Source organism: Paraburkholderia phymatum STM815, from assembly GCF_000020045.1.
Classification (GTDB): Bacteria; Pseudomonadota; Gammaproteobacteria; order Burkholderiales; family Burkholderiaceae; genus Paraburkholderia; species Paraburkholderia phymatum.
Window position 1 is genome coordinate 1,102,932 of the sequence record NC_010623.1, and the last position, 22,434, is coordinate 1,125,365.

The 22,434-nt window shown below is 63.0% G+C and carries 24 protein-coding genes; 12 read left to right on the plus strand and 12 right to left on the minus strand.

Annotated elements, in window-relative coordinates; translation table 11 throughout:
• Window positions 1-88: 88 nt before the first annotated feature.
• Together BPHY_RS20710 and pdxR are read right to left on the minus strand one after the other, a co-directional pair.
• Window positions 89-625, minus strand: coding sequence for an SRPBCC family protein (locus BPHY_RS20710; RefSeq protein ID WP_012403406.1), 537 nt, complete (start codon window positions 623-625; stop codon window positions 89-91).
• Window positions 622-2,109: a MocR-like pyridoxine biosynthesis transcription factor PdxR gene (gene pdxR, locus BPHY_RS20715; RefSeq protein ID WP_012403407.1), complete on the minus strand. Its 1,488-nt coding sequence runs from the start codon at window positions 2,107-2,109 to the stop codon at window positions 622-624. The genes BPHY_RS20710 and pdxR overlap by 4 nt, the downstream gene beginning before the upstream one ends.
• Window positions 2,110-2,223: 114 nt before the next feature.
• Between pdxR and BPHY_RS20720 the strand changes: the two genes are divergently transcribed.
• On the plus strand, window positions 2,224-2,688 hold the full coding sequence (locus tag BPHY_RS20720; RefSeq protein ID WP_041765215.1) for a GNAT family N-acetyltransferase: 465 nt from the start codon (window positions 2,224-2,226) through the stop codon (window positions 2,686-2,688).
• On the opposite strand, the gene BPHY_RS20725 is transcribed toward BPHY_RS20720, so the two are convergent.
• The 3 genes from BPHY_RS20725 to BPHY_RS20735 all read right to left on the minus strand — a co-directional run bounded on the left by BPHY_RS20725 (window position 2,685) and on the right by BPHY_RS20735 (window position 5,257).
• Window positions 2,685-3,266 (minus strand): DUF3501 family protein, encoded by a 582-nt coding sequence (locus BPHY_RS20725; RefSeq protein WP_012403409.1) that lies wholly within the window; start codon window positions 3,264-3,266, stop codon window positions 2,685-2,687. The genes BPHY_RS20720 and BPHY_RS20725 overlap by 4 nt on opposite strands.
• 25 nt (window positions 3,267-3,291) lie before the next feature.
• Entirely contained in the window at window positions 3,292-4,629 is a 1,338-nt protein-coding gene (locus BPHY_RS20730) for a heterodisulfide reductase-related iron-sulfur binding cluster (protein WP_012403410.1), read from the minus strand.
• Window positions 4,630-4,834: 205 nt separating this feature from the next.
• Window positions 4,835-5,257: a rubrerythrin family protein gene (locus BPHY_RS20735; protein ID WP_012403411.1), complete on the minus strand. Its 423-nt coding sequence runs from the start codon at window positions 5,255-5,257 to the stop codon at window positions 4,835-4,837.
• Between the two features lie 227 nt (window positions 5,258-5,484).
• Between BPHY_RS20735 and BPHY_RS20740 the strand changes: the two genes are divergently transcribed.
• The 3 genes from BPHY_RS20740 (at window position 5,485) to BPHY_RS20750 (ending at window position 7,083) form a co-directional block, all read left to right on the plus strand.
• A complete protein-coding gene (locus tag BPHY_RS20740; RefSeq protein WP_012403412.1) occupies window positions 5,485-5,844 on the plus strand; it encodes a DUF3564 domain-containing protein in 360 nt (119 codons plus the stop codon).
• Window positions 5,845-6,083: 239 nt separating this feature from the next.
• Complete coding sequence (locus BPHY_RS20745) at window positions 6,084-6,833, plus strand: DNA/RNA non-specific endonuclease (protein ID WP_012403413.1); 750 nt, start codon at window positions 6,084-6,086, stop codon at window positions 6,831-6,833.
• Window positions 6,826-7,083, plus strand: a complete 258-nt coding sequence (locus tag BPHY_RS20750; protein ID WP_012403414.1) for a hypothetical protein — start codon at window positions 6,826-6,828, stop codon at window positions 7,081-7,083. Before BPHY_RS20745 ends, BPHY_RS20750 begins: the two co-directional genes overlap by 8 nt.
• A gap of 249 nt (window positions 7,084-7,332) precedes the next feature.
• Here the strand turns inward: BPHY_RS20750 and BPHY_RS43865 are convergent, their stop codons facing one another.
• The gene (locus BPHY_RS43865) at window positions 7,333-7,464 is read right to left on the minus strand and encodes a hypothetical protein (RefSeq protein ID WP_279612538.1); all 132 of its coding nucleotides are present in this window, start codon (window positions 7,462-7,464) and stop codon (window positions 7,333-7,335) included.
• A gap of 115 nt (window positions 7,465-7,579) precedes the next feature.
• Here BPHY_RS43865 and BPHY_RS20755 point away from each other — a divergent pair, with 115 nt between their 5' ends.
• A complete protein-coding gene (locus BPHY_RS20755; protein ID WP_012403415.1) occupies window positions 7,580-8,125 on the plus strand; it encodes an Mpo1 family 2-hydroxy fatty acid dioxygenase in 546 nt (181 codons plus the stop codon).
• A gap of 2 nt (window positions 8,126-8,127) precedes the next feature.
• Here BPHY_RS20755 and rarD read toward each other — a convergent pair whose 3' ends face one another.
• Window positions 8,128-9,018, minus strand: a complete 891-nt coding sequence (rarD, locus tag BPHY_RS20760; RefSeq protein WP_012403416.1) for an EamA family transporter RarD — start codon at window positions 9,016-9,018, stop codon at window positions 8,128-8,130.
• A gap of 448 nt (window positions 9,019-9,466) precedes the next feature.
• Here rarD and egtD point away from each other — a divergent pair, with 448 nt between their 5' ends.
• Window positions 9,467-10,447 (plus strand): L-histidine N(alpha)-methyltransferase, encoded by a 981-nt coding sequence (gene egtD, locus BPHY_RS20765; protein WP_012403418.1) that lies wholly within the window; start codon window positions 9,467-9,469, stop codon window positions 10,445-10,447.
• 95 nt (window positions 10,448-10,542) lie between these two features.
• On the opposite strand, the gene BPHY_RS20770 is transcribed toward egtD, so the two are convergent.
• Entirely contained in the window at window positions 10,543-10,839 is a 297-nt protein-coding gene (locus BPHY_RS20770) for an acylphosphatase (RefSeq protein ID WP_012403419.1), read from the minus strand.
• Between the two features lie 187 nt (window positions 10,840-11,026).
• Between BPHY_RS20770 and hpnA the strand changes: the two genes are divergently transcribed.
• On the plus strand, window positions 11,027-12,037 hold the full coding sequence (gene hpnA / locus BPHY_RS20775; protein WP_012403420.1) for a hopanoid-associated sugar epimerase: 1,011 nt from the start codon (window positions 11,027-11,029) through the stop codon (window positions 12,035-12,037).
• A gap of 117 nt (window positions 12,038-12,154) precedes the next feature.
• The gene (locus tag BPHY_RS20780; protein WP_012403421.1) at window positions 12,155-12,703 is read left to right on the plus strand and encodes a hypothetical protein; all 549 of its coding nucleotides are present in this window, start codon (window positions 12,155-12,157) and stop codon (window positions 12,701-12,703) included.
• A 52-nt stretch (window positions 12,704-12,755) separates the two neighbouring features.
• Here BPHY_RS20780 and BPHY_RS20785 read toward each other — a convergent pair whose 3' ends face one another.
• Together BPHY_RS20785 and BPHY_RS20790 are read right to left on the minus strand one after the other, a co-directional pair.
• Complete coding sequence (locus tag BPHY_RS20785; RefSeq protein ID WP_012403422.1) at window positions 12,756-13,427, minus strand: lytic transglycosylase domain-containing protein; 672 nt, start codon at window positions 13,425-13,427, stop codon at window positions 12,756-12,758.
• On the minus strand, window positions 13,424-14,602 hold the full coding sequence (locus tag BPHY_RS20790; RefSeq protein WP_012403423.1) for a glycosyltransferase: 1,179 nt from the start codon (window positions 14,600-14,602) through the stop codon (window positions 13,424-13,426). Before BPHY_RS20790 ends, BPHY_RS20785 begins: the two co-directional genes overlap by 4 nt.
• 472 nt (window positions 14,603-15,074) lie before the next feature.
• Here BPHY_RS20790 and ispH point away from each other — a divergent pair, with 472 nt between their 5' ends.
• Window positions 15,075-16,019 carry a 4-hydroxy-3-methylbut-2-enyl diphosphate reductase gene (gene ispH / locus BPHY_RS20800; protein WP_012403424.1) on the plus strand — a complete coding sequence of 315 codons (945 nt, stop codon included), beginning with the start codon at window positions 15,075-15,077 and terminating at the stop codon, window positions 16,017-16,019.
• 10 nt (window positions 16,020-16,029) lie between these two features.
• Window positions 16,030-17,187 (plus strand): adenosyl-hopene transferase HpnH, encoded by a 1,158-nt coding sequence (hpnH, locus tag BPHY_RS20805; protein ID WP_041764468.1) that lies wholly within the window; start codon window positions 16,030-16,032, stop codon window positions 17,185-17,187.
• Between the two features lie 97 nt (window positions 17,188-17,284).
• Here the strand turns inward: hpnH and BPHY_RS20810 are convergent, their stop codons facing one another.
• On the minus strand, window positions 17,285-17,890 hold the full coding sequence (locus tag BPHY_RS20810; RefSeq protein ID WP_012403426.1) for an MlaC/ttg2D family ABC transporter substrate-binding protein: 606 nt from the start codon (window positions 17,888-17,890) through the stop codon (window positions 17,285-17,287).
• 184 nt (window positions 17,891-18,074) lie between these two features.
• Between BPHY_RS20810 and hpnN the strand changes: the two genes are divergently transcribed.
• Together hpnN and BPHY_RS20820 are read left to right on the plus strand one after the other, a co-directional pair.
• On the plus strand, window positions 18,075-20,687 hold the full coding sequence (gene hpnN / locus BPHY_RS20815) for a hopanoid transporter HpnN (protein ID WP_012403427.1): 2,613 nt from the start codon (window positions 18,075-18,077) through the stop codon (window positions 20,685-20,687).
• Between the two features lie 10 nt (window positions 20,688-20,697).
• On the plus strand, window positions 20,698-21,708 hold the full coding sequence (locus tag BPHY_RS20820) for an MlaA family lipoprotein (protein ID WP_012403428.1): 1,011 nt from the start codon (window positions 20,698-20,700) through the stop codon (window positions 21,706-21,708).
• A 109-nt stretch (window positions 21,709-21,817) separates the two neighbouring features.
• On the opposite strand, the gene BPHY_RS20825 is transcribed toward BPHY_RS20820, so the two are convergent.
• Complete coding sequence (locus BPHY_RS20825; protein WP_012403429.1) at window positions 21,818-22,300, minus strand: acyl-CoA thioesterase; 483 nt, start codon at window positions 22,298-22,300, stop codon at window positions 21,818-21,820.
• Between the last annotated feature and the right edge of the window lie 134 nt (window positions 22,301-22,434).

Below are 22,434 nucleotides of genomic sequence, written 5' to 3' on the forward strand. Positions count from 1 at the left end.
GGGCGATGCCGATTATCTCACTCGCGGCCCGGCAGACGCAGCCGGCGCGTGGGGACGTCTGACTTGCCGCTCATCTGCCCCGCAAACCTCACAGCGCGTCGTAGCGTGCCTTGATCTGCTCGAACAGCTTCCAGAACGATGCAGGTGCGCGGTCGTTGAGCCGCTCGCGCAGCACGTCGAGATGGCTGTGCCAGCCCGGACCGACGTCGAGCTGCTCGTCGCGCCCGGACAGGTTGCGATGCGTGAGCACGAGCTTCACCTGATCGCCCGCTTCCGACAATTCGAACGTCACTTCCGACAGTGTGTCCTGAATGCTGCCCCACGTGAAAGCGAGCACGTGCGGAGGCTCGAGGCGCAACAGCCGATGCAGCGATTCGTGTCCGCCCGCGTACTGCCGATACGGCTCGGGCGGAACTGCGGGCGTCGCCGACAGCTTCGAATGATCGAAGTGCATGATGAAGTCGCCGCCGGGCTGCGGCGGCATCGCGCCGGACGCGAGCCACTCGCTGCGCTTGTCGGATTCGATCAGAAAAGCCCACACGCGCTCGATTGGGCCGGGCAGCAGACGTTCGAAGCGCACGGCCTGCGTGCCGTCGAAAACACCCAGCGGTTCATTCAGATTCATCCTGTTTCTCCCAGTTGGTTGTCTCGCGTCAGAGACCGGATCGCCGCGCCGAGTTCCGCGACCAGCCGGTCCGCCCTGTCGGGACGCACGCCCGCATAGCCGAGCATGAAGCCGTTGAAGCGGCTGGCATCCTCGCCGCGATGGCAATAGGTGCTCAACGGCGAAACCGAAATGCCTCGCTCGCGCAGCGCGATGCTCACGTCGCGGTCCTGCAGTGGCGCATCGAGCCGCATCGTCAGATGCATGCCGCTGCCGTCGGATGACACGGTGACGAGATCGCGCATGTGCGTGTGGATCGCGCCGACCACCGCTTCGCGGCGCTGCTGGTAGATGCGGCGCATGCGCCGCAAATGGCGCGCGTACTTGCCGCTTTCGATGAAATCGGCCAGCGCAACCTGATCCGCGACGCGCCCTTGCCGCGACATCTCGCCGATCACGCCGCCGATGTCCGACGCAAGACTCGCAGGAACGATCATGAAGCCGATACGCAGCGCGGGAAACATCGTCTTGCTGAAGGTGCCGAGATAGACGACGGGCGCGGCGTCGCGCAGACCTTGCACCGACGGCAGCGGCGGACCGCTGTGGCGCAGTTCGCTGTCGTAGTCGTCTTCGATGATCCACGCGCCGCGCTCGACGACGTTGTCGATGATCGACCAGCGCCGCTCCAGACTCAGTACGCTGCCAAGCGGATATTGATGCGACGGCGTGATGTAGACGAGGCGCGGCGGCGTGCGCTGCCAGTGGTCCTCTGTAGGCGCGATCCCGGCGGAATCGACGGGAATTGGCACGATGTTCAGGCCCGCCGACTGGAACGCGATTCTCGCGCCGTGATAACCGGGGTTTTCGAGCCACACGGTGTCGCCGGGATCGGCGAGCATGCGCGCGCATAGGTCGAGACTCGTATGCGTGCCCGATGTGATGAACACCTGGTCCGCCGTGCAGCGCACGCCGCGCGACACGCGCACGTACCCGGCCACCGCTCGCCTGAGCGACGGATGCCCCGCGTGATAACCGTAGCCGAGATCGCGTGCATCGACGGAGCGCCATGCGCGTTCCATCGACGCACGCCATTGCGCAACGGGGAATTCGTCGAGCGCGGGGACCCCTGCCTGAAACGGCGACTGCGTGCCGCGCGCGCCGCGGTCGTGCGGCAAGCCGGCGACGCGCCGCGACAGGCGGCTGACGGGCGGAGCGTTGGCGGTTTGTGCATTCGCCGCAGGCAACGTCACGCAACTGACGATCGAACCATGACGGCTGGCCGCGATGAACCCTTCTTCCGCGAGCCGTTCGTACGCGTACAGCACCGAATTGCGCGCAATGCCCAGTTGCTCGGCGAGCGCCCGCGTCGGCACGAGCTGGCTGCCGTGACGAATGTCGCCGTTCAGAATGGCATGACGCAGGCTTTCGTAAAGCAGCGTTTGCTGCGTGAGCTTGCGGCTTTGCGCCTGGCTCGCGAAGCTCGACATCAGCAGCCCGTAGTCCAATTGCGTGGCTCCATATTTTGCTTTCGGGGTGGAGCTAACAATGGTGCCACAGAAACCCTATGCTTCGGCGATACCTGTCGACATAAGCGAGGAGCGCAAGCCGTGACCCATGCCGTGACGCAAGCCGTGAAGATCCGCCCCGCCGTTCCCGCCGATTACGAAGCATGGCTGCCGCTATGGGACGGCTACAACCGCTTTTATGGCCGCTTCGACGATACGGCGCTGCCGCGCGAAATCACGCAGCTTACATGGGCGCGCTTTTTCGACGGACTCGAGCCGATGCACGCGATGGTGGCCGAACGTGCGGACGGCGCGCTGGTCGGCCTCGTGCATTACCTGTATCACCGCAGCACGTTGATGGCGGGCCCGACGTGCTATCTGCATGATTTGTTCACGCTCGACTCGGAACGCGGCAAAGGCGTGGGCCGCGCGTTGATCGAAGCCGTCTATGCGGCGGCGAAGGCCGGGCGTGCCGAACGCGTGTACTGGCTCACGCACGAAACCAATAGCACGGCCATGCAGCTTTACGACCAGCTCGCGGACCTGTCGGGCTTCGTCGTGTATCGCAAGCCGCTTTAAGCGAGGTCTTTGACGAGCGACTGGCGCACGTCGTCGGGAATCGCCTGCACGTCGACGGGATAGTTCGGATGATCGCAGCCGATCATCAGCGCCGCGCCGTCCCGCAGGCGCGCTTTCATAGCCGGCGTCAGTTCGAAGCGCACGAAATGCACCGCCGATGTTTTTTCGTTGTTCTCGCGTTCCAGGTCTTCGTCGGCAATCGCATACGAAGGCTCTTCGCCGTCCACCTTCACGAACACGCTGTCTTCGACGCCGATCAGGCGCGCCAGCGCGGCGCGCCGCTCCACTTCGTTCTCGTACTCGATCTGCATCGTCGCCTTGAGGTTGCTGCCGTCGGGCACGAGCGGCAGATAGGCTTCGAGTTCGCCCTGAATGCCTTCTTCGTCGAAGATCTTTTCGATGTGCAGCATCTCCTGGATCTGATAGCGGATCGTCAGCTCGTCTTCGAACAGGAACGTCAGATGATTGCCGAGCCTGACGATGCGGCGCTTCTTGTGCTCGATGATCTGCTCGCGCATGGTCTTGCGCGCCTTCGCATAGTTTTCCAGCGACAACAGGGAGTTCCTCGCGATGCTCATTCTTGTCCTCGCAGAAGAGTGAAGATCAAAGGCCGTATGCCTTGCGCAACAATGTGAGCGGATGGGCTAGCTGTGTTTTCGGCAAGCTGTTTGCGTCGAAACCCTGTTCGATATGATGACCGGCAAGCTGGCAATCCGAAGAGATGTAGTCGGGCTGCGGCTGCGCCATCGCCTTGAAGACGGGCGTGCCGATCTTCATCGCCATCGCGTGAAATTCCTTCTTCACGCCGAACGTGCCTGCATGTCCCGAACAGCGCTCGACCACTGTCACCTGCGTATCGGGCACCAGCGCAAAGGTTTCTGACGTCTTGCGTCCGATGTTCTGCACGCGCGCATGACACGGAACGTGATACGACACCTTGCCAAGCGGGGTGTTGAAGTCGGTCTTCAGCAGGCCATCTCGATGGCGCGACACGAAATACTCGAACGGATCCCAGAATGCTTCGCTGACGGCGCGCACGTCGGCGTCGTCGGGAAACATCAGCGGCAGTTCGTGCTTGTACATCAGCACGCAACTCGGAATCGCACCGATGATCGCGTAGCCGTCACGCGCGTACCGCGCGAGCACAGGCATGTTCTTCTCTTTCTTCGCCGCGACGCCCTCCAGGTTGCCTTGTTCCAGCAACGGCATGCCGCAGCACGCCTCGCTCGCGACGAGTTCGTACGGGATGTCGTTGTGTGCGAGCACGGCGAGCAGATCGTGTCCGATGCCCGGCTCGTTGAAATTCACGTAGCAGGTCGCATAGATCGCGACCTTGCCGGGCGTGCGCTCGCCGTCCTTCGTCTGCACTTGCGGCGACTTCTTCGCGGCGCTGCGAAACTTGCGTGCAGCGAAGTCGGGGAGCCACGCGTCCTTGTCGACGCCGAGCGCCTTTTCCATCAGCTCGCGCGCCGCGCCCGTGTGATTCACCGCGTTGACCGTCTGAGTGACGATGGGAATGCCGGCAAATGTGCCGAGCGCGTCGGTGTTCGACAGAAATTTGTCGCGCAGCCCGACTTCGCCGCGTTTGTACGCGGCAGCCTTCGCGCGCAGCATCAGATGCGGAAAGTCGACGTTCCATTGGTGCGGCGGCACGTACGGACATTTGGTCATGTAGCACAGGTCGCACAGATAGCATTGATCGACCACGGCGCCGAATTTCGCCTTGTCGACATCGTGCGCCTCCCCGGTATCCGTTTCATCGACCAGATCGAACAGCGTCGGGAAAGCGCCGCATAGCGACACACAGCGCCTGCACCCGGCGCAGATGTCGAATACGCGCGTCAACTCCTGATCGATCGCTTCCGGATCGTAGAAAGCGTCCGATTTCCAGTCGAGAGCATGACGGGTCGGCGCCTCGAGACTGCCTTCCTTGTGAGGCATGGCGTGAGTCTCCTGTGTCGACGCGCAGCGCTTGAGCGCCTTGATCGCGTCGCATGCAACGTCGTTGTGGGGTTGCTATCCGTGCGTCCGTTCTTCGTACGTCGATAAAGCGCGCGCTACAGTACGCGCGAGTTCGCGATCGTCTCGCTTCGACTCGCGTTCGGTACCGCGACAGATGCGCCGGCTGCCCAGCCGGCGCCTGGACTCAATCGACCAGTGATTCCAGTGCCTTCGTATAGCGATTTGCGTGGCTGCGTTCCGCCTTTGCCAGCGTTTCGAACCAGTTCGCGATTTCGTCAAATCCCTCGTCGCGCGCTGTCTTGGCCATGCCGGGATACATATCGGTATATTCGTGCGTTTCACCCGCGATAGCCGCTTGCAGGTTCTGACGCGATGAACCGAACGGCAAACCCGTTGCCGGATCGCCCACGACTTCCAGATATTCGAGGTGGCCATGAGCGTGGCCCGTTTCACCTTCAGCCGTCGAGCGGAATAGCGCTGCGACATCGTTCTGTCCCTCGACATCGGCCTTTGCCGCGAAATACAGATAGCGCCGATTAGCCTGCGATTCGCCCGCAAATGCGGCCTTCAGATTCTCCTCCGTCTTCGAACCCTTGAGTTGCGACATCTGAGCCTCCAGTCAAAGCCTGTATGTGGGAGCGCGCGTTTCTCACGGGCGACCACCGGCCAGACGCGCGCACCTGAGCCGTGCCTTAAATCTAGGAGGTCAGCGATGCGTTCCCAATTGGGTTTTTCAATCCAGCCGATAGCCGTCGGCCTTTTGGGTTTGCATAACGTTCGGCCCGACGTAGACTGAGGAGGCACACATACTCAATTTCATCGGGGGAATTCTGCATGCGGCTGACGATACTGATCAACGGTTCAGACCCCACCGTCAATCACGACTATGCCGTGCTCTGGCTCGATACGGATGAAGGTCGCTGGTCGAGGGAAGCACACGATGGGATCGACCTGCCCCCCTGGGGCGAACTTCATGACGAGGGCGGCGTCACCAAACTCTGCGCGCCGAGCGCGGACGCACCGTTATGTACATTGACCGGCCTGCACGTCGACGGGCGGCAGCGGGTCAGCTCGGTACAAGGCAGCGCGGCGTGGTCATCGGACCGCACGCACGCGCGGATGAGCGGCTACTGGCGCCTGCAGGCCGTCGACCGCCTGCCCGTTCACGCCGAACACAGCGTGTTCGGTCGATAGACCGATTGCGCATTGTCAGGCCCGCCTCGCACCTCCCTCTCGCCGGCGCGGGCCATCGCTTCGCCGCAGCTGCGCTCCACGCCGGCTGCGCGCTCCTGCATAAAACGCCATGCGCGCTGCAATGCGGCATGACGCTTTTCCAAACCGTCATGCGATGACGCGTAACGTGATGTAAGCCCTTGCATCGTGCATAGGTCGCACGGCTATACTTGCGGCCCCCTCATTCCCTTTTCCTACTTATGAAGAAGTGGTTAGTCAGCCTGCTCATGGTGGCCGCGAGTCACGCATGGGCGGCAACGTCGTGCACGGATTTCGCGCCCAACGCCCAATGGCCCGTGCTGACGAACGCGAAGATGACGCCGAAGTCGCGCCTGCTTTGCTACTCGGACTTCGCCGTTCTGCATTCGGGCATCACGCACGGCCCGTTATGGTCCGCCGAGCATCTGACGCGCGACCATATCGAAGCCGCGAAAGACATGACGCGCACCAACAAGTTCTTCGAAGATGCGCGTCTGCCGGAAGGCGAAGGCGCGACGCTTGCAGACTACAAGCGCAGTGGCTTCGATCGCGGTCACATGAGCCCGGCCGGCAACCGCTGGAATCCGGAAGCAATGGCACAATCGTTCTCGCTCGCGAACGTCGTGCCGCAGAACCGCGAGAACAACCAGCACTTGTGGTCGCGCCTCGAAACGGCCGTCCGCCGGCTCGCCGTGAAATACGACGACACGTATGTCGTCACCGGCCCGATGTTCATCGGCTCGCAGCTGCAGACCATCGGACCGACACGCGTGTTCGTGCCGACGCAGCTGTTCAAGGTCGTCTACGTGCCGTCGAAGCAGCTTGCGTTCGCGATCGTTGCGGACAACGTCGCCACCAATAGCTACGAGGTGAAATCGGTGCATGAACTCGAAGCGATGAGCGGCATCCGCTTTCCGGGCATTCCGGAAGGGTTGAAGGACCAGCGTCCGGGAGGGCTGAAAGGTGTTTAAAGCGTATTCGAACGAGGACGACGTGCTCAACATCCAGGGCGACGCGCTGACGGTGTCGAACGGCACCACGCGCATCGTGCTGAACGGCATGCTGGAGATCACAAAGGACAAGCGCGGTCTGAAAGCGGCGCTCGCGCTGAAGGAAGCGCTCGACGGCATCGTCGCCGCACTGCAGGCGCAGCCGCATCTACCCGACCAGGTGAAGGACGAGCCCGACGCGAAGCCGGGCGTGATCGACAACCCGTTTTAGTGTCCCGCGCGCACGGATAGTGCGGCGCGGCGCAGCGTGGTCGCACAGGCTCGTGAGCGCATGCGCGACCCGCTCCGACCACACTGTCCCGGTCGGCGGGCGCCGTCTCGCGAAAGAGCCGCGCGCCCGGGCACCACGGCGAATCGTCGCGGTCGCGGAACCAGCGCCAGCAGGCGTCGTAGCGCGACAGAATCCGCACCGGGCGATTGAGCGCGCCCGCGAAGTGGAGCATCGACGTATCGTCGGTAATCACCAGATCCAGGCTCTCGTCGATAGCCGACGCGTGCCGCCAGGCCCGATCAGTTGTGCGCGCAAGGCACCGGGTGCGGCGCGGAACCAGGCGCTGGCATCGAGCAGATCGGTAAGCTCAGTCGAAGTCATCGTTCGAAGCGCGCCTCGAAGATTGATTGCGAGCAGTGGGTCGAATTGTCGGCTAGCCGAAAGTGTCGCAGCGCGCCGTCGGCGATTATGATGACTTTCAACATGAACGGCATCCATGAGAACGCTCACTGACCAGCTTGCGCAATACGCAGCCTATCATCGCGATCGCCGCAACATCGCGACGCACTTCATCGGCATTCCGATGATCGTGCTCGCGCTCGCCGTGCTGCTGAGCCGTCCCGCGTGGACGATTGCGGCGCTGCCCTGCGCGGTGTCGCCGGTGTGGGTGCTCTTCGGCCTCAGCGTGATCTACTATGTCGTGCTCGACGTGCCGCTCGGGTTGATGATGACAGTGGTGTTGCTCGCGTGCGTCGCGTGCGGCGCATGGCTCGCCGCACAACCGACGTTGACGTGGCTCGCGTCGGGCATAGGGCTGTTCGTGATCGGCTGGGTGTTCCAGTTCGTCGGACACGTGGCCTACGAGCACCGCAAGCCCGCCTTCGTCGACGACGTGATCGGTCTGCTGATCGGCCCGCTGTTCGTGCTGGCCGAAGCGCTGTTCGCATTCGGCTGGCGCCTCGCGTTGCGCGAGGCGATCGAAGCGAAAGCCGGGCCGACGCATGTCGATGCCGCGCATCGCGTCACCCGGCATCGCTTCTGAATTCAACGCGGCGCAAGTAGCCTTGCGCTATGCAACGCGGTCAGCCCCACTGCGATCCAGATCGGCACATACGTTCCGAGCTGCTGAGCCGTCAGCGTTTCACCGAGCAAAGTCACCGATACGATGACGAGTAACACCGGCTCGACATAACCGAGGATGCCGAACAGCGCCATCGGCAGCAAACGGCTCGCTTTCAGGTACGTCGCGAGCGCCACCGTGCTCAGCGCGCCGAGCCCGGGCAACAGCAGCAGCCACATGTCGACGCGGCCGGAGAGCAGCGCGAACGAGCCGCCGCTGAACGCCATCGCGAGCGCGAACGGCAACATCAGCGACATCTCTAGCGCGAAGGCAGTCAACGAATCGGCGTTGATCTTGCGACGCAGCACAAAATACGGCGGATAACCGATCGCGACGAGCAGCGTCGGCCAGGAAAAAGCGCGCGTGACCCAAAGTTCGTGCAACACGCCGACCGCGGCGCATCCAACCGCGAGCCACTGCAACGGCTCGAGCCGCTCGTGATAGTAGAAGCGTCCGAGCAGCACCATCGTCAGCGGCAATAGAAAGTAGCCTAACGAGACTTCGAGCATCCGCCCATGCAGGGGTGCCCACAGGAACACCCACAACTGCGCGCCCAGCAATATCGCACTCGCGACCAGCAGCAGCGCCGTGCGAGGCTCGCGAATCGCGCGCTGCAGCAGCATCTGCAACTGCGGCAGGCGCGATCGAAGGGCAATCAGCGTGAAGGCGCCCGGCACGGTCCAGATTACGCGCCACGCGAAGATGTCGAGACCCGTCAATGGCGTGAGCAGCTTCGCGTACACGGACAAGAGGGCAAACAATGTCGATGCGCTCACAGATAACGCGATGCCGCGGCCCGGTCGATAAGCGTTCATCGGCGAATCCGCGGCGTGAGGTCAGGCGCGCTGCGGCGGGAAATGTCGTCCATAGTTAAGTCTTGTTTTAACTGCGCGGCGCCCGCGGGCTTGCGTACGAGCGCGGCTGTGTCGCGTGAAGCGCGCATTCTAGCGGTATCCACGCACGACCCGCCCTTTTCGGCCAGATTGCGTCCGTGCATATCCACGCGTGATGCACTATAAAAGCTAACTCCATCTTCGCGCCGCACGTCGCGCAAGTCTGTTTCTTGCTTCTCGGTACGGCTCAAAGTCGCGCCAGCGGCTTTCAATCTGCTTCTGTGTAAACATAGCCCGAACGCAGACACGCGCCGGTCATCGAATGCGTTCACGCTTGGTTCGCTGAACGCTCGCCGGTCCACTTACTCCAACGCATTCGCTCTTCCGCAGTCCGCAAGTCATCAAAGGAACGAGACAACACGGAGCCAACATGACTCAGCCAGCCGTATCGCATCATTTGTCGCACGACATATCGCCGGAATTCGCCGCCGCCGTTCGCGCTGGCCTCTGCAAGCAGCCCCAGAAAGAATTGCCGTCGAAGTATCTGTACGATGAAGTCGGTTCGGCGCTCTTCGAAGTGATTACCGCGCTACCCGAATACGGCGTCACGCGCTCCGAAGAGCGCCTGCTCGCCGAGCACGCGAGCGATATCGTCGCGCAGTTGCCGCACGACGCGATCGTCGCGGAACTGGGCAGCGGCAGCGGCCGCAAGACGCGCCGCATCCTCGAAGCGCTCTGTAAAAAGCGACCCACGACTTACAGCCCGATTGAAATTTCGCGCACCGCCTTGCAATTGTGCCGCCGCGAACTCGGCGATATCGAACGCATTTCGATCGTCGGTTATGAACGCGACTATCTCGCGGGGCTCGCGGAAGTCAGCAAGCGGCGCGCCAAGGACGAACCGCTGCTCGTGCTGTTTCTTGGCAGCACGATCGGCAATTTCGGCCGGCTGGCGGCGACGCGTTTTCTGCGCGATATCCGCAACATGCTCGCGCCAGGCGACGCGCTGCTGCTGGGCACCGACCTCGAAAAACCGGTGCCCGTGCTGATCTCCGCGTATGACGATCCCATCGGCGTGACGGCCGCGTTCAACCTGAACCTGCTCGCGCGAATCAACCGCGAGCTGGACGGCGACTTTCCGCTCGATGCGTTCGAGCACGTCGCGCGTTTCAACCCGGACGTGCGCAGCATCGAAATGCATTTGCGCGCGAAGCGGCGCGTGAGTGCGCGGGTGCGCGCGGCGAAGTTGACGGTCGAGCTGCAGGAAGGCGAGACGATCTGGACGGAGAGCAGCCACAAATATCGCGCGGAAGAACTGCATGCGATCGCCGACGACGCCAACTTCACGTGCAGTCATCAATGGATCGAGCGCGATTGGGGCTTTGCGGAAAGCCTGCTGGTGGCGCGTTGATGGTGCGGGCGCTTTGCTTCCGACGCCCGCCTGAGTCGCGCAACAGCGACAAGCGCGGGCCCTGAACCCGCACGCTTCGTTTCAGCCGCTGCGCGTCAATGCTGCTCGAAGCGCTCGTAGCGCTTGTCGCTGGCGCGCTCTTCATGCGTGACTTCCGTCACGCGCGCCAGCGGCGGCCCGTGACGCAGCCAGGACAACATCCGGTCGAGCTGATTCGCCGGTCCCTGCAGCATCGCCTCGACAGAACCGTCGTCAAGATTCGCCACCCATCCCCGGATACCCAGCGCGTGCGCCTGGCGCACCGTCGCGTGCCGAAAGCCGACACCCTGCACCATGCCGCGCACCCGCACGTAATACGTTTCGATTCTCGAATCGAGATCCGTGCCGGTCATGCTCTTCCCTCCTTTATGCGTTTCGATGCCTTACTCGCGTTTACGCGGGCATTCTAGTCGCGCCGCGCGCGCTTTGCTCGCGCGCTCTTCCCCCGCGCCGGAGCGCAAAGGCCGCAAGCACGGCGCGCGCCATCGGCAGCACGTACAATCCGACCTCTGCCAACCTCCAACCACGTCACGGCAAGCAATGACCGATCAGACTCGCGATCTCGTACTCGTTACCGGCGCATCCGGTTTCGTCGGCTCGGCCGTCGCTCGCATCGCGCAGCAAAAGGGCTTTGCGGTACGCGTGCTCGTGCGTCCAACCAGCCCGCGCCGCAACGTCGAATCGCTCGATGCAGAAATCGCGGTCGGCGACATGCGCGACGAGGCGTCGATGCGTGCCGCGCTGCGCGGTGCGCGCTATCTGCTGCACGTCGCGGCCGATTACCGGCTGTGGGCGCCCGACCCGCTCGACATCGAACGCGCGAACCTGGAAGGCACGGAAGCGACGATGCGCGCCGCGCTGAAGGAAGGCGTGGAGCGCGTCGTGTACACCAGCAGCGTGGCGACACTAAAAGTGACGGGCTCGGGCGCATCCGTCGACGAAACCTCACCGATGACGCCGCAGCAGGCGATCGGGGTGTACAAGCGCAGCAAGGTGCTCGCCGAGCGCGCCGTCGAACGGATGATCGCGAAGCATGGCCTGCCCGCCGTGATCGTCAATCCGTCGACGCCGATCGGCCCGCGTGACGTGAAGCCCACGCCAACGGGACGCATCATCGTCGAAGCGGCGCTCGGCAAGATTCCCGCCTTCGTCGATACGGGACTGAACCTCGTGCATGTCGACGACGTAGCAATGGGCCATTTCCTCGCGCTCGCGCACGGCAAGATCGGCGAGCGCTACATTCTGGGCGGTGAGAATCTCCCGCTGCAGCAGATGCTCGCGGATATCGCGGGCATGGTCGGACGGAGGGCGCCGACCATCGCGCTGCCGCGCTGGCCGCTGTATCCGCTCGCGCTCGGCGCCGAGGCCGTCGCGAAGTTCACGAAGCGCGAGCCGTTCGTCACCGTCGACGGCCTGAAGATGTCGAAGAACAAGATGTACTTCACGTCGGCAAAAGCGGAGCGCGAACTCGGCTACAACGCGCGGCCGTATCGAGAAGGCTTGCGCGACGCACTCGACTGGTTCCGGGAAGCTGGCTATCTGAAAGCATGACGGCGCGAGCCTCTTTGCATGGACTTGCACACGCTTTGTTACAACTCGCGTTGCCGGGTCGAAAGCTCACGTTGGCGCGCAGAAGGTAAAATCGCGGGTCTTACCAGAGAACTACGCATGAATCTTCAGGAACAGCTTGGCGCGCTCGAAACGGGCGTCAATCAGCTTATTCAGGCTGTGACGGCTTCTGTCGCTGCTTCGCGCGAAGCCGAAGGCGACGCCACGACACGTCGGCATGTGGACGGCGAAGAGCCGAAGGCGGTGGTTGCGGAAGCCGCAGCCGAAGAAGCCGTCCAGACGGCGCCCGAAGCGCCCGCCGAGCCGCAACACGTCGCAGACGAAAAGCCGACACTGCACATCGAGCGGCCCAGCCAGAACGAAATCACGATGTCGATCGGCGGCAAGGCGGTCACGCTGCATCCGGTACAACTGGCTCAGCTGATCGAGGAACTGTCGAACGCTCGAGCGTCGATGCAACCGGAAGTGCCGCCGAACCTTCCCCCCGGCTGGCGTTTCGTGTCGACGAAGAACCCGATGATGGCCGTGCAGAAGCAGTCGAACGGGGACCGCCTGCTCGTGATGCGCCATACGGGACACGGCTGGGTGCCGTTCCAGTTTTCGCCCGACATGGTCATCCAGATGTACATGATGCTGACGCAGAAGTGACCCGATGCGACGGCCAATGTGGCCGTCGGAACACTGCACGCCGCGCCGGCATTCAGTGCGACAGCGGCAGCAGCGCATTCAGCAGGTCGCTTGCGCGCTGCGAGACGCTCGGGCTGCTCGCGGGCTCCGGCACAGGACTCACGTAGGTCACGGCCCCGATGCACAGCGACGTATAGCGGGCATCGCACCCGCCGTCGCGCGACGGCAACGGCTGGTCCGCGCCCGGCACCGCGCTGGCCTCCACGCTCACGACGTCCGCGAACGTCTTCACGCGACCGTTGACCTTCTCCGCATAGGCCTGCGATCCGCCATAGCTCTTCAACGCGGCGTTCAGGTCGCCGCCCGCCGATTTGACGTAGCCGTACAGAATCGCCGAGCCGATTTCGATGTTGGTCTCGGGGTCGGTCAAATCCTTCACGTCTTTCAGCATGCGCCTGTGTGCGCCGGGCACCACCTGCATCAGCCCCGTCGCGCCGTTGCCGCCCTTGGCTTTTTCCTTGAAGCGGGATTCGATCGAGATGATTGCAAGAATCAGCGCCGGCGGCAGCGCGTACTTTTCGGACGCGGCTCGCACGGCGTTCGAAATCTGTTCAGCCTTCTCTTTCGCGACGCCGAACTTCTGGTGCAGATAATCGGAGGTGCGGTCGTGCTTTGTCTGGTCGTCGGCCCATGCGCTTTGCATAATACTGAACGCGAGGACGGTCAGGCAGACCAGCCGCCTCATTGATTCGTCCCGGCGGGCGCCTGCACGCGCGCCTTCCACTGCCCGCCCTTGCCACGCCAGTAACGCACGGCCGAGCCGAATGTCGCGCTGACGTAAAACAGCGCGACGAGCGGCAGGAACGGCGCCCACAGCGGCGAGCGCTGGTAGTAGCGCAGCATCGGCGCATACGCGCAGCACATCGCAGCCCACGCGAGCCACGCTGGCAAGCCTTTAGGCCCGAGCAGGATCGCGACGACGGGCGGCACGAGATAGATGATCGTCATGCCGAGCAGCGTGCCCGCCAGCAGCCATGCGGAATAGCGCAGCTGCGTGAACGCGGTGCGCGCGATCATGTTCCAGATCTCGCGCCAGCCGTCGTACGGACGCAGCGACACGCTTTGCGCCGCCACGTCGAGACGGATGGCGTGACGCCCTTCGCCGCGATGCTTGATGCGCGCGGCCAGGCTGCAGTCGTCGATCAGTTCGGCGCGGATCGACTCGATGCCCCCCGCCTCTTCCAGCGCCGTGCGGCGCACCAGCATGCAGCCGCCCGCTGCGCCCGCCGTGCGGTTGCGTGGGTTGTTGACCCACGAAAACGGATAGAGCTTCGCAAAGAAGAACACGAAGGCGGGAATCAGCGCCTTTTCCCAGAAAGAATCGCAGCGCAGGCGCACCATCAGCGAGACGAGATCGCGCTGTTCGGCGTCGGCGCGCACCACGAGCTGCGTGAGCGCGTCGGTCGGATGGCCGATGTCGGCATCGGTGAGCAGCAGGTATTCGGGCGAGTAGCCGAGCGAGCGCGCCGCCTCGATGCCCTGCGACTGCGCCCACACCTTCCCCGACCAGCCTGCCGGCAGCGGCTTAGCGCTGATCACCGTGAGCCGGTCCGCGCACTGCAGCGCGAGCGCGGCGGCACGGGCGGCGGCTGCCGTACCGTCGGTGCTGTGATCGTCGATGACGATCACGTGGAATTCACCCGGATAGTCCTGCGTGAGCAGCGACGCGACGGCCCGTGCGATCACGTCGGCTTCGTTGCGCGCCGGGACGACGGCAGCGACGCCCGGCCAGGCGTCCCGCACCCCGCGCGCGAGCGGCGCCGCGGGCTGCGCGCGCCAGAAGCCGCCGCGCGCAAACAGCAGCACACACCAGATCAACAGCGACAGACACGCCAACACAAACAGAACCGCCGCAATCATGCATAGCCCTCTATGGATGCCGCGCCTCGGACGCGGGCAGGGGCGCGGCGCGCCAGCACCCCTGCGACGCTGCGCCAATCGTGGAAATCGAGCACTGGCCGGCTATCGAATATGTGATAGTCCGCGTGTTCGATACGTTCAAGAATGCGTCGTCGGCGAAAGACGTCGCAGAAAATTCACTTGCCGCACGCGGCACAGCGCACGCCATGCGTCGGCGCAGCAAAGCCCGATATTTTAAGGGTTCCCGCTAACCGCCGCAGCGAGTCATTTTTGCCGCGAGCCACGCCGCGCAAACGCCACACTCCGGTACGCCTGAAAAGCAAATCGACGGCGATAGCGTTAGAATGCGCGTTTGGTCTCAAGTATCGACTTTCGTCGGATTTAAGACATCAACTAAATATACAGACGCGGCGAACAGGTCGTTTTTACCGATCTGGACCGGAATCCCGCGTCAGTCGGAGTTCGCCAGCTTATGCGAGTCATCCTTGCTCAACCCCGGGGCTTTTGTGCGGGGGTTGTGAGGGCGATCGAAATTGTCGATCGCGCTTTGCAGCAACATGGCGCACCAGTTTATGTGCGTCATGAAATCGTCCACAACCGGCACGTGGTCGATAATCTTCGCCAAAAAGGCGCGCGCTTCGTCGAGGAGCTCGACGAAGTGCCGCAGGGCGCAGTTGCCATTTTCAGTGCCCACGGCGTCTCGCAAAGCGTGGAACGCGACGCGGAGCAGCGCGGTCTGGATGTACTCGATGCCACCTGCCCGCTGGTGACGAAGGTTCATGTGCAGGGTCGTCAGTATGTGGCCGGGGGGCGCACGCTGATTCTGATCGGGCACGCGGGCCATCCCGAAGTGGAAGGCACGATTGGCCAGATTCCCGGCAAGGTGCTGCTCGTGCAAAGCGAAGCCGAAGTCGCACAGCTGGAACTGCCCATCGACACACCGCTTGCGTACGTGACGCAAACGACGCTTTCGGTGGACGATACGCGCGGCATCATCAACGCGCTGAAGCGTCGGTTTCCCGACATCGTCGGTCCGGATACGCGCGACATCTGCTACGCGACGCAAAACCGGCAGGCAGCCGTGCGGGAGCTCAGTTCGCAAGTCGATGTCCTGCTGGTGGTGGGCGCAACGAACAGCTCGAACTCGAATCGCCTGCGCGAAATCGGCAGCGAATCGGGCGTGCCGAGCTACCTCGTCGCCGACGGTTCGGAAATCAAGCCAGAATGGTTCGCCAACGTGACGACGGTCGGCATCACGGCGGGCGCCTCGGCACCTGAAGAGATGGTCGAGAACGTGATCGATGCGCTACGCGCACTGGGCCCCGTCGACGTCACGACGATGGCGGGACGTGAAGAAAAGGTTGAATTCAAGTTGCCGTCGAAGCTGACGCAACCACTCGCTGCACGCGAAGTTTAAGGAGGACGATTTGTCTATTCCGATGCTACAAAAAGTCCGGGTTGGCGCATACATCATGCGTAACCACCTCAAGGGCAACAAACGCTATCCGCTCGCGCTGATGCTCGAGCCTTTGTTCCGCTGCAACCTGGCTTGTAATGGTTGCGGCAAGATCGACTATCCGGATCCCATCCTGAACCAGCGCCTGTCGCTGGCGGAATGCCTCGAAGCCGTCGACGAATGCGGCGCACCCGTCGTGTCGATCGCCGGCGGCGAGCCGCTGCTGCATAAGGAAATGCCGGAGATCGTCAAGGGCATCATGGCGCGCAAGAAGTTCGTGTACCTGTGCACGAACGCGCTGCTGATGGAAAAGAAGATGGACGACTACGAGCCGAACCCCTACTTCGTCTGGTCGGTGCACCTCGACGGCGACCGCGAAGCGCACGACCACTCGGTCTCGCAGGAAGGCGTGTACGACAAGGCCGTCGCGGCCATCAAGGAAGCCAAGCGCCGCGGCTTCCGCGTGAACATCAACTGCACGCTGTTCAACGACGCCGTGCCCGAGCGCGTGGCGAAGTTCTTCGACACGGTCGGCGAGATCGGCGTGGACGGCATCACAGTGTCGCCGGGCTACGCGTATGAGCGCGCGCCGGACCAGCAACACTTCCTGAACCGCGACAAGACCAAGAACCTGTTCCGCGAAATCTTCAAGCGCGGCAACAACGGCAAGAAGTGGTCGTTCAGCCAGTCAAGCCTGTTCCTCGACTTCCTGGCCGGCAACCAGAGCTACGAATGCACGCCGTGGGGCAATCCGGCGCGCACGGTGTTCGGCTGGCAAAAGCCATGCTATCTGGTCGGCGAGGGCTACGTGAAGACCTTCAAGGAACTGATGGAGACCACCGACTGGGACAAGTACGGGACCGGCAAATATGAGAAGTGCGCGGACTGCATGGTCCACTGCGGCTTCGAGGCGACAGCCGTGATGGACACGGTCGCGCATCCGTTGAAGGCGCTGAAGGTCAGCCTGTCGGGCGCGCGTACCACGGGCGCGTTCGCCAAGGACATCCCGCTCGACAAGCAGCGTCCCGCTGAGTACGTGTTCTCGCGTCACGTCGAGATCAAGCTGGAACAGATCGAGCGCGCGGGCACGGGCAAGAAAGTGCAGACGTCAGCTGCCGCGTTGAATTAATAGGCATCGACGCCGCATGAAAAGAGCGCAACGGTTTAGCCGTTGCGCTCTTTTTGTTTTGGCGCCGCTTGCAAAAAGCGGCAACACGCGTAGAAGATCAGCCCGCGCTGCGCGCGTTGTGCTCGGTCAGGAATTTGATGAGCCCGTCGACGCCGCCCTTCGACAACTGATCCTGGAACTGCGTCTGATACACCTGGATCAGCCACGCGCCCATCATGTTGATGTCGTAAATCTTCCAGCCGTTCGCCGTTTTTTCCAGTCGATAGTCGATCGAGTCGTCTCCGCCATTGCTGAGCACATGCGACTGGACGACGGTGTCTTTCGCATCCGCCGATGTGTTCGACGGCATGAACCTGAATTTCACGTCCTGATCGCGCAGTTGCGACAGCGAAGCCGCATATGTGCCGACGAGCAGTTTCTGGAATTGCTCATACAGTTGCTTTTGCTGCTCGGGCGTTGCCGTGGCCCACGCTTTACCGACGGCGATGCGCGTGGTGCGCTGGAAGTTCGTCGAAGGTACGAAGTGCGACTCGACCACTTGCGTGATCTTCTTCATGTCGCCGCCGCGAGCCTGCGGGTCGGCCTTCATCGCGTTGACAGTGCCTTCGACTGCGCTCTTCACGATCGCGTCAGGCGCGGTTTGTGCGAAAGCCGCGGTGGAAACCACGGCGGCTGCCAGAAAAGCAGAGATATAACGTTTCATACGCTCATCGGGACAGTTAGGAGTGAAGCCGCGCGGGACAAGCCACATCCCGCGCGGTTACGGGGTCAGTATACAGACTTTGGAAAGCTGCACTGGTTCACCGACGCGACCGTGCGACGGCTGCGTCGGTATACTTGTGCCCTCTACCAATAATGCCAACCGTGACAAGGCCCCGCTCGCGTCAATGCTGAAGTCCTCTATCGTTCGCCTCGTTGTCTGGTCGGTGCGCCGTCCACTACAGGTCATCGGGCTGTCGCTCGTGCTCGCCGTGCTGAGCGCCATTTACGTCGTTCATCACTTCAAGATCAATACCGACATCAGCCGTCTCGTCGAGAACGATGCGCAATGGGCAGCGCTCGGCGACCAGATCGACAAGGCCTTTCCCGATCGCGGACAAACCTTGCTCGTGGTCGTGGAAGCGGGCGCGCCCGAGTACGCGGATGCCGCCGCGAACACGCTTGCCGCTGCACTTCAGAAAGAAACGACGGAATTCAGCTCGGTCATGCAGCCCGGCAGCGGTCCGTTCTTTGAGAAGAACGGCTTGCTGTTCCCGTCGTTGTCCGAGGTGCAATCGACGACTTCGCAACTGGTCAAGGCGCGTCCGCTGATCAACCAGCTTGCGCACGATCCGAGCCTGACGGGCCTTGCGGGCACGCTGACCACGAGCCTGCTGCTGCCGCTGCAGATCGGCCAGGTGAAGCTCGGTGACATGAGCAATCTGTTGACGCGCAGCGCGACCGTCATCGATCACGTGCTCGCCAATGAGCCTGCCGTTTTCTCGTGGCGCGCGCTCGTCGACAAGGACGCGGCAAAAATGCCCGCGAGGGCGTTCATCGTCGTGCAACCGAAGCTCGACTACGCGGCGCTGCAAGCAGGTGCGAAAGCATCGGAGGTAATCCGCAAGACGGCCGCATCGCTCGATCTCGATTCGCAATACGGTGCACGCATCCGCCTGACAGGCGAACAGCCGCTCGCCGATGAAGAGTTTGCGTCGGTGCAGGACGGTGCGGAGATCAACGGTATCGTCACGTTCTTCGTCGTGCTCGGCATCCTGTGGCTCGCGCTGCGCTCCGGGCGCCTGATCGTCGCCGTGTTCGTCACGCTGTTCGTCGGGCTCGTTATCACGGCTGCGCTCGGCCTGATGATGGTCGATGCGCTGAACATGATTTCCGTCGCGTTCATGGTGCTGTTCGTGGGACTCGGCGTCGACTTCGGCGTGCAGTTCGGCGTGAAGTACCGAGAGGAGCGCAATCGCGACGACCGTCTCGCGGCCGCGCTGATCCACACGGCCTACAGCATCGGCGTGCCGTTGACGCTCGCAGCCGTCGCCGTCGCCGAGAGCTTCTTCTCATTCCTGCCGACGGCGTATCGCGGCGTCTCCGAACTCGGCGAGATCGCAGGCGTCGGCATGTTCGTCGCGTACCTGACTAACATGACGCTGCTGCCCGCGCTCATCAAGGTCTTCAATCCGCCCGGCGAAGCGGAGTCGCCGGGCTTTACGTTCCTCGCGCCCGTCGACGACTTTCTCGATCGCAACCGCACTCCCGTGCTGATCGCGACGGCCGTGCTGATCATCGGGGCATCGCCGCTGCTGCTGCATCTGCGTTTCGACTTCAATCCGCTGCATCTGAAGGATCCGAATACGGAGTCCATGGCGACGCTGATTTCGCTGAACGATGCGCCCGAAGCCGCCGTCAACAACGTGCGCGCGCTGGCGCCGACGCTGGCGGACGCGGACAGGATCGCGGCGCGTCTTTCGAAGCTGCCGCAAGTGGGCCGCACGACGACGCTCAGCACCTTCATTCCCGCCGATCAGCCGCAAAAACTCGCGTTGATTTCAGCGGCGGCGCAGCAACTGCTACCTGCGCTCACGCAAACGCCCGCGCCGCCCTCCACTGACGCCGTACGCGTCGCCGCGTTGAAACGCACGGCCAACCAGCTCTCGCTCGCCGCCGACGACCATCCCGGCCCGGGCGCTGCGGAAGCGAAGCATCTATCGGACACGCTGAACAAGCTCGCGAGCGCAGACGTCTCAACGCGCGATCGCGCCGAACGCGCGATGTCGGTGCCGCTGAAGCTTTCGCTGAAGCAGCTGGCCACTTTACTGCAACCGTCGGAAATCACCCGCGAGAACGTGCCGAAAGAGATCGCGGACGGCTGGGTGTCGAAGACAGGCCAGGCGCTCGTCGAGATTTCGCCGAAGGTGCCGCCCGGCACCGATCCCGGCGACGACGTGATGCTGCGCAACTTCGCGAAGGCGGTGAAGTCCGCGGAACCTGGCGCGATCGGCGGCCCGATCTCGATCCTGCATTCGGCGAACGTGATCATCAAGTCGTTCGTGCAGGCGGGCGCATGGGCCATCCTGTCGATCACCGCGTTGCTGTGGCTCACCCTGCGCCGTTTCGGCGACGTGCTGCGCACGCTCGTGCCGCTGCTGGTGTCGGCCGTCGTCACGCTGGAACTATGCGTGGTGTTCGGCATGCCACTCAATTTCGCGAATATCATTGCGCTGCCGCTGATGCTCGGCGTCGGCGTCGCGTTCAAGATCTACTTCGTGATGGCGTGGCGCAGGGGGCAAACAGGCCTGCTGCAATCGAGCCTCACGCACGCCGTGCTGTTCAGCGCGGCGACCACGGCTACGGCGTTCGGCAGCCTGTGGCTGTCGCACCATCCCGGCACCTCGAGCATGGGCCGCCTGCTGGCGCTGTCCCTCTTGTGCACGTTAATTGGCGCTGTGGTATTCCAGCCCGTATTGATGGGTAAACCGCGCGCTCGCCGCGCATCGAAGAAACAATAAGGATAGCCGCATGAAGATGCGTACAGCCGCGCTGGCACTGGCCGCCGCGAGTCTTGCAACGGGGTGTGCAACGGGCCCCGACCGGAAACCCGGTGACCCGCTCGAGCCGATGAACCGCGCGATTTTCACGTTCAACGACGCACTCGATCGCACGGTTGCCGTGCCGATCGCGAAGGGCTATCAAAAGGTCACGCCGCAGCCGCTGCGTCAGGCCATCAGCAACTTCTTCTCGAACCTCGGCGATCTCGACAACTTCGCGAATAGCCTGCTCCAGCTGCACATCAAGGACGCGACGGAAAGTCTGATGCGTTTCGCGATGAACTCGACCTTCGGTATCGGCGGTCTGATCGATTTCGCGACGCCTGCCGGCCTGCCGAAGCACAAGCAGGACTTCGGTCTGACGCTCGGCCGCTGGGGCGTGCCGTCGGGTCCGTATCTGGTGCTGCCGCTGTTTGGTCCGAGCTCGTTCCGCGACGGCCTCGGTTATCTGGTCGATTTCCGCGCCAATCCGATTTCGTATCTCGACGCGGAAGTGAAATATCCGCTGTACTTCATGCAGTTCGTGAGCGTGCGTTCGGATCTGCTCGGCGCGACGACGCTGCTGGAACAGGCGGCGCTCGATAAATATTCGTTCGTGCGCGACGCCTATACACAGCAACGCCGCTCGCTGCTGCGCGGCGCGAACGCGCCGGCTTCCGCGTTGCCGGATTACGGCGACGACGATACGGGCGCGGAAGCGCCCGCGGGCGCGTCGGGCACGGCGCCGACGACTGTGCCGGGAGCCGCGCCGCTCGGCCTGCCGAATTATGCCGAACCGGCCGAGGGCGCATCGGGCGCCGGCGGCACAGGAGGTGCCGGCGGCAAGAAACGCGCGCCGACCAATGACGAAAGCCTGCCGAACTACGAAGATCCGGGCGAAGGCGCGGCGCCGTCGCCTGCATCTCCAGGTGCACCGGCAACGGGCGCAGCGCCGGCTGAGAATGCAACGCCCGCACCCGCGGACAAGCCCGCCCCGCAGTAAGCGCGGTACTTCTGCGACGCAAGCGCAAATAAAAAGCCCCGGCTGGTCTCGCGTCTCGCGACCAGCCGGGGCTTTTTCATGCAGCCTCAAGCAGCGCCAAGGCGCCTGATCAGTGCGCTGCGCCCGCTTCCTGATCGATGTCGTGCGTGCATTCCGACGCCAACAGGGCGCCCGGTTGCTGCATCGCGCGCAGCTTCTCGCTGTAACGCTCGAACGCTTCGTCCGCGTAACGGATCCTGCAGCGGCCGTGCGGCGCAGGATTGCCGTTCTCGTCGAGATTCACGAAGACCATCTTTTCGACGGTCAGGATGCTTTTGCGCGTGATCTTGTTGCGCACTTCGGCGCGCAGTGTGATCGACGTCGTGCCGAAATGCGTCGCTGTCATGCCCAGTTCGATGATGTCGCCCTGACGCGCCGAGCTGACGAAGTTGATTTCCGACATGAACTTGGTCACGACGCGCTGATTGTCGAGCTGGCAGATCGCGTAAATCGCGGCCTCTTCATCGATCCAGCGCAGCAGACTACCGCCGAACAGCGTGCCGTTGGGGTTGAGATCTTCCGGCTTGACCCATTTGCGTGTGTGGAAATTCATTGCGGTCCCTCTTCGGAGTAGCTTGCCGCGCCGGTGGGCGCGACCTAGGGCTAACACCCGTTACAGAAGACAAGGGTTTTCCCTAGATATTCAAGACCGATTCGCGATTTCGGTTTCCACGCATCGCGCGCGAG

Bases quoted from the DNA above. Each gene is read 5' to 3' on its own strand.
- BPHY_RS20710 (WP_012403406.1), bottom strand. From the start codon at position 625: ATGAATCTGAATGAACCGCTGGGTGTTTTCGACGGCACGCAGGCCGTG.
- BPHY_RS20725 (WP_012403409.1), bottom strand. From the start codon at position 3,266: ATGAGCATCGCGAGGAACTCCCTGTTGTCGCTGGAAAACTATGCGAAG.
- BPHY_RS20730 (WP_012403410.1), bottom strand. From the start codon at position 4,629: ATGCCTCACAAGGAAGGCAGTCTCGAGGCGCCGACCCGTCATGCTCTC.
- BPHY_RS20735 (WP_012403411.1), bottom strand. From the start codon at position 5,257: ATGTCGCAACTCAAGGGTTCGAAGACGGAGGAGAATCTGAAGGCCGCA.
- BPHY_RS20740 (WP_012403412.1), top strand. From the start codon at position 5,485: ATGCGGCTGACGATACTGATCAACGGTTCAGACCCCACCGTCAATCAC.
- BPHY_RS20745 (WP_012403413.1), top strand. From the start codon at position 6,084: ATGAAGAAGTGGTTAGTCAGCCTGCTCATGGTGGCCGCGAGTCACGCA.
- BPHY_RS43865 (WP_279612538.1), bottom strand. From the start codon at position 7,464: ATGACTTCGACTGAGCTTACCGATCTGCTCGATGCCAGCGCCTGGTTC.
- BPHY_RS20755 (WP_012403415.1), top strand. From the start codon at position 7,580: ATGAGAACGCTCACTGACCAGCTTGCGCAATACGCAGCCTATCATCGC.
- rarD (WP_012403416.1), bottom strand. From the start codon at position 9,018: ATGAACGCTTATCGACCGGGCCGCGGCATCGCGTTATCTGTGAGCGCA.
- egtD (WP_012403418.1), top strand. From the start codon at position 9,467: ATGACTCAGCCAGCCGTATCGCATCATTTGTCGCACGACATATCGCCG.
- BPHY_RS20770 (WP_012403419.1), bottom strand. From the start codon at position 10,839: ATGACCGGCACGGATCTCGATTCGAGAATCGAAACGTATTACGTGCGG.
- hpnA (WP_012403420.1), top strand. From the start codon at position 11,027: ATGACCGATCAGACTCGCGATCTCGTACTCGTTACCGGCGCATCCGGT.
- BPHY_RS20780 (WP_012403421.1), top strand. From the start codon at position 12,155: ATGAATCTTCAGGAACAGCTTGGCGCGCTCGAAACGGGCGTCAATCAG.
- BPHY_RS20785 (WP_012403422.1), bottom strand. From the start codon at position 13,427: ATGAGGCGGCTGGTCTGCCTGACCGTCCTCGCGTTCAGTATTATGCAA.
- BPHY_RS20790 (WP_012403423.1), bottom strand. From the start codon at position 14,602: ATGATTGCGGCGGTTCTGTTTGTGTTGGCGTGTCTGTCGCTGTTGATC.
- ispH (WP_012403424.1), top strand. From the start codon at position 15,075: ATGCGAGTCATCCTTGCTCAACCCCGGGGCTTTTGTGCGGGGGTTGTG.
- BPHY_RS20810 (WP_012403426.1), bottom strand. From the start codon at position 17,890: ATGAAACGTTATATCTCTGCTTTTCTGGCAGCCGCCGTGGTTTCCACC.
- hpnN (WP_012403427.1), top strand. From the start codon at position 18,075: ATGCTGAAGTCCTCTATCGTTCGCCTCGTTGTCTGGTCGGTGCGCCGT.
- BPHY_RS20820 (WP_012403428.1), top strand. From the start codon at position 20,698: ATGAAGATGCGTACAGCCGCGCTGGCACTGGCCGCCGCGAGTCTTGCA.
- BPHY_RS20825 (WP_012403429.1), bottom strand. From the start codon at position 22,300: ATGAATTTCCACACACGCAAATGGGTCAAGCCGGAAGATCTCAACCCC.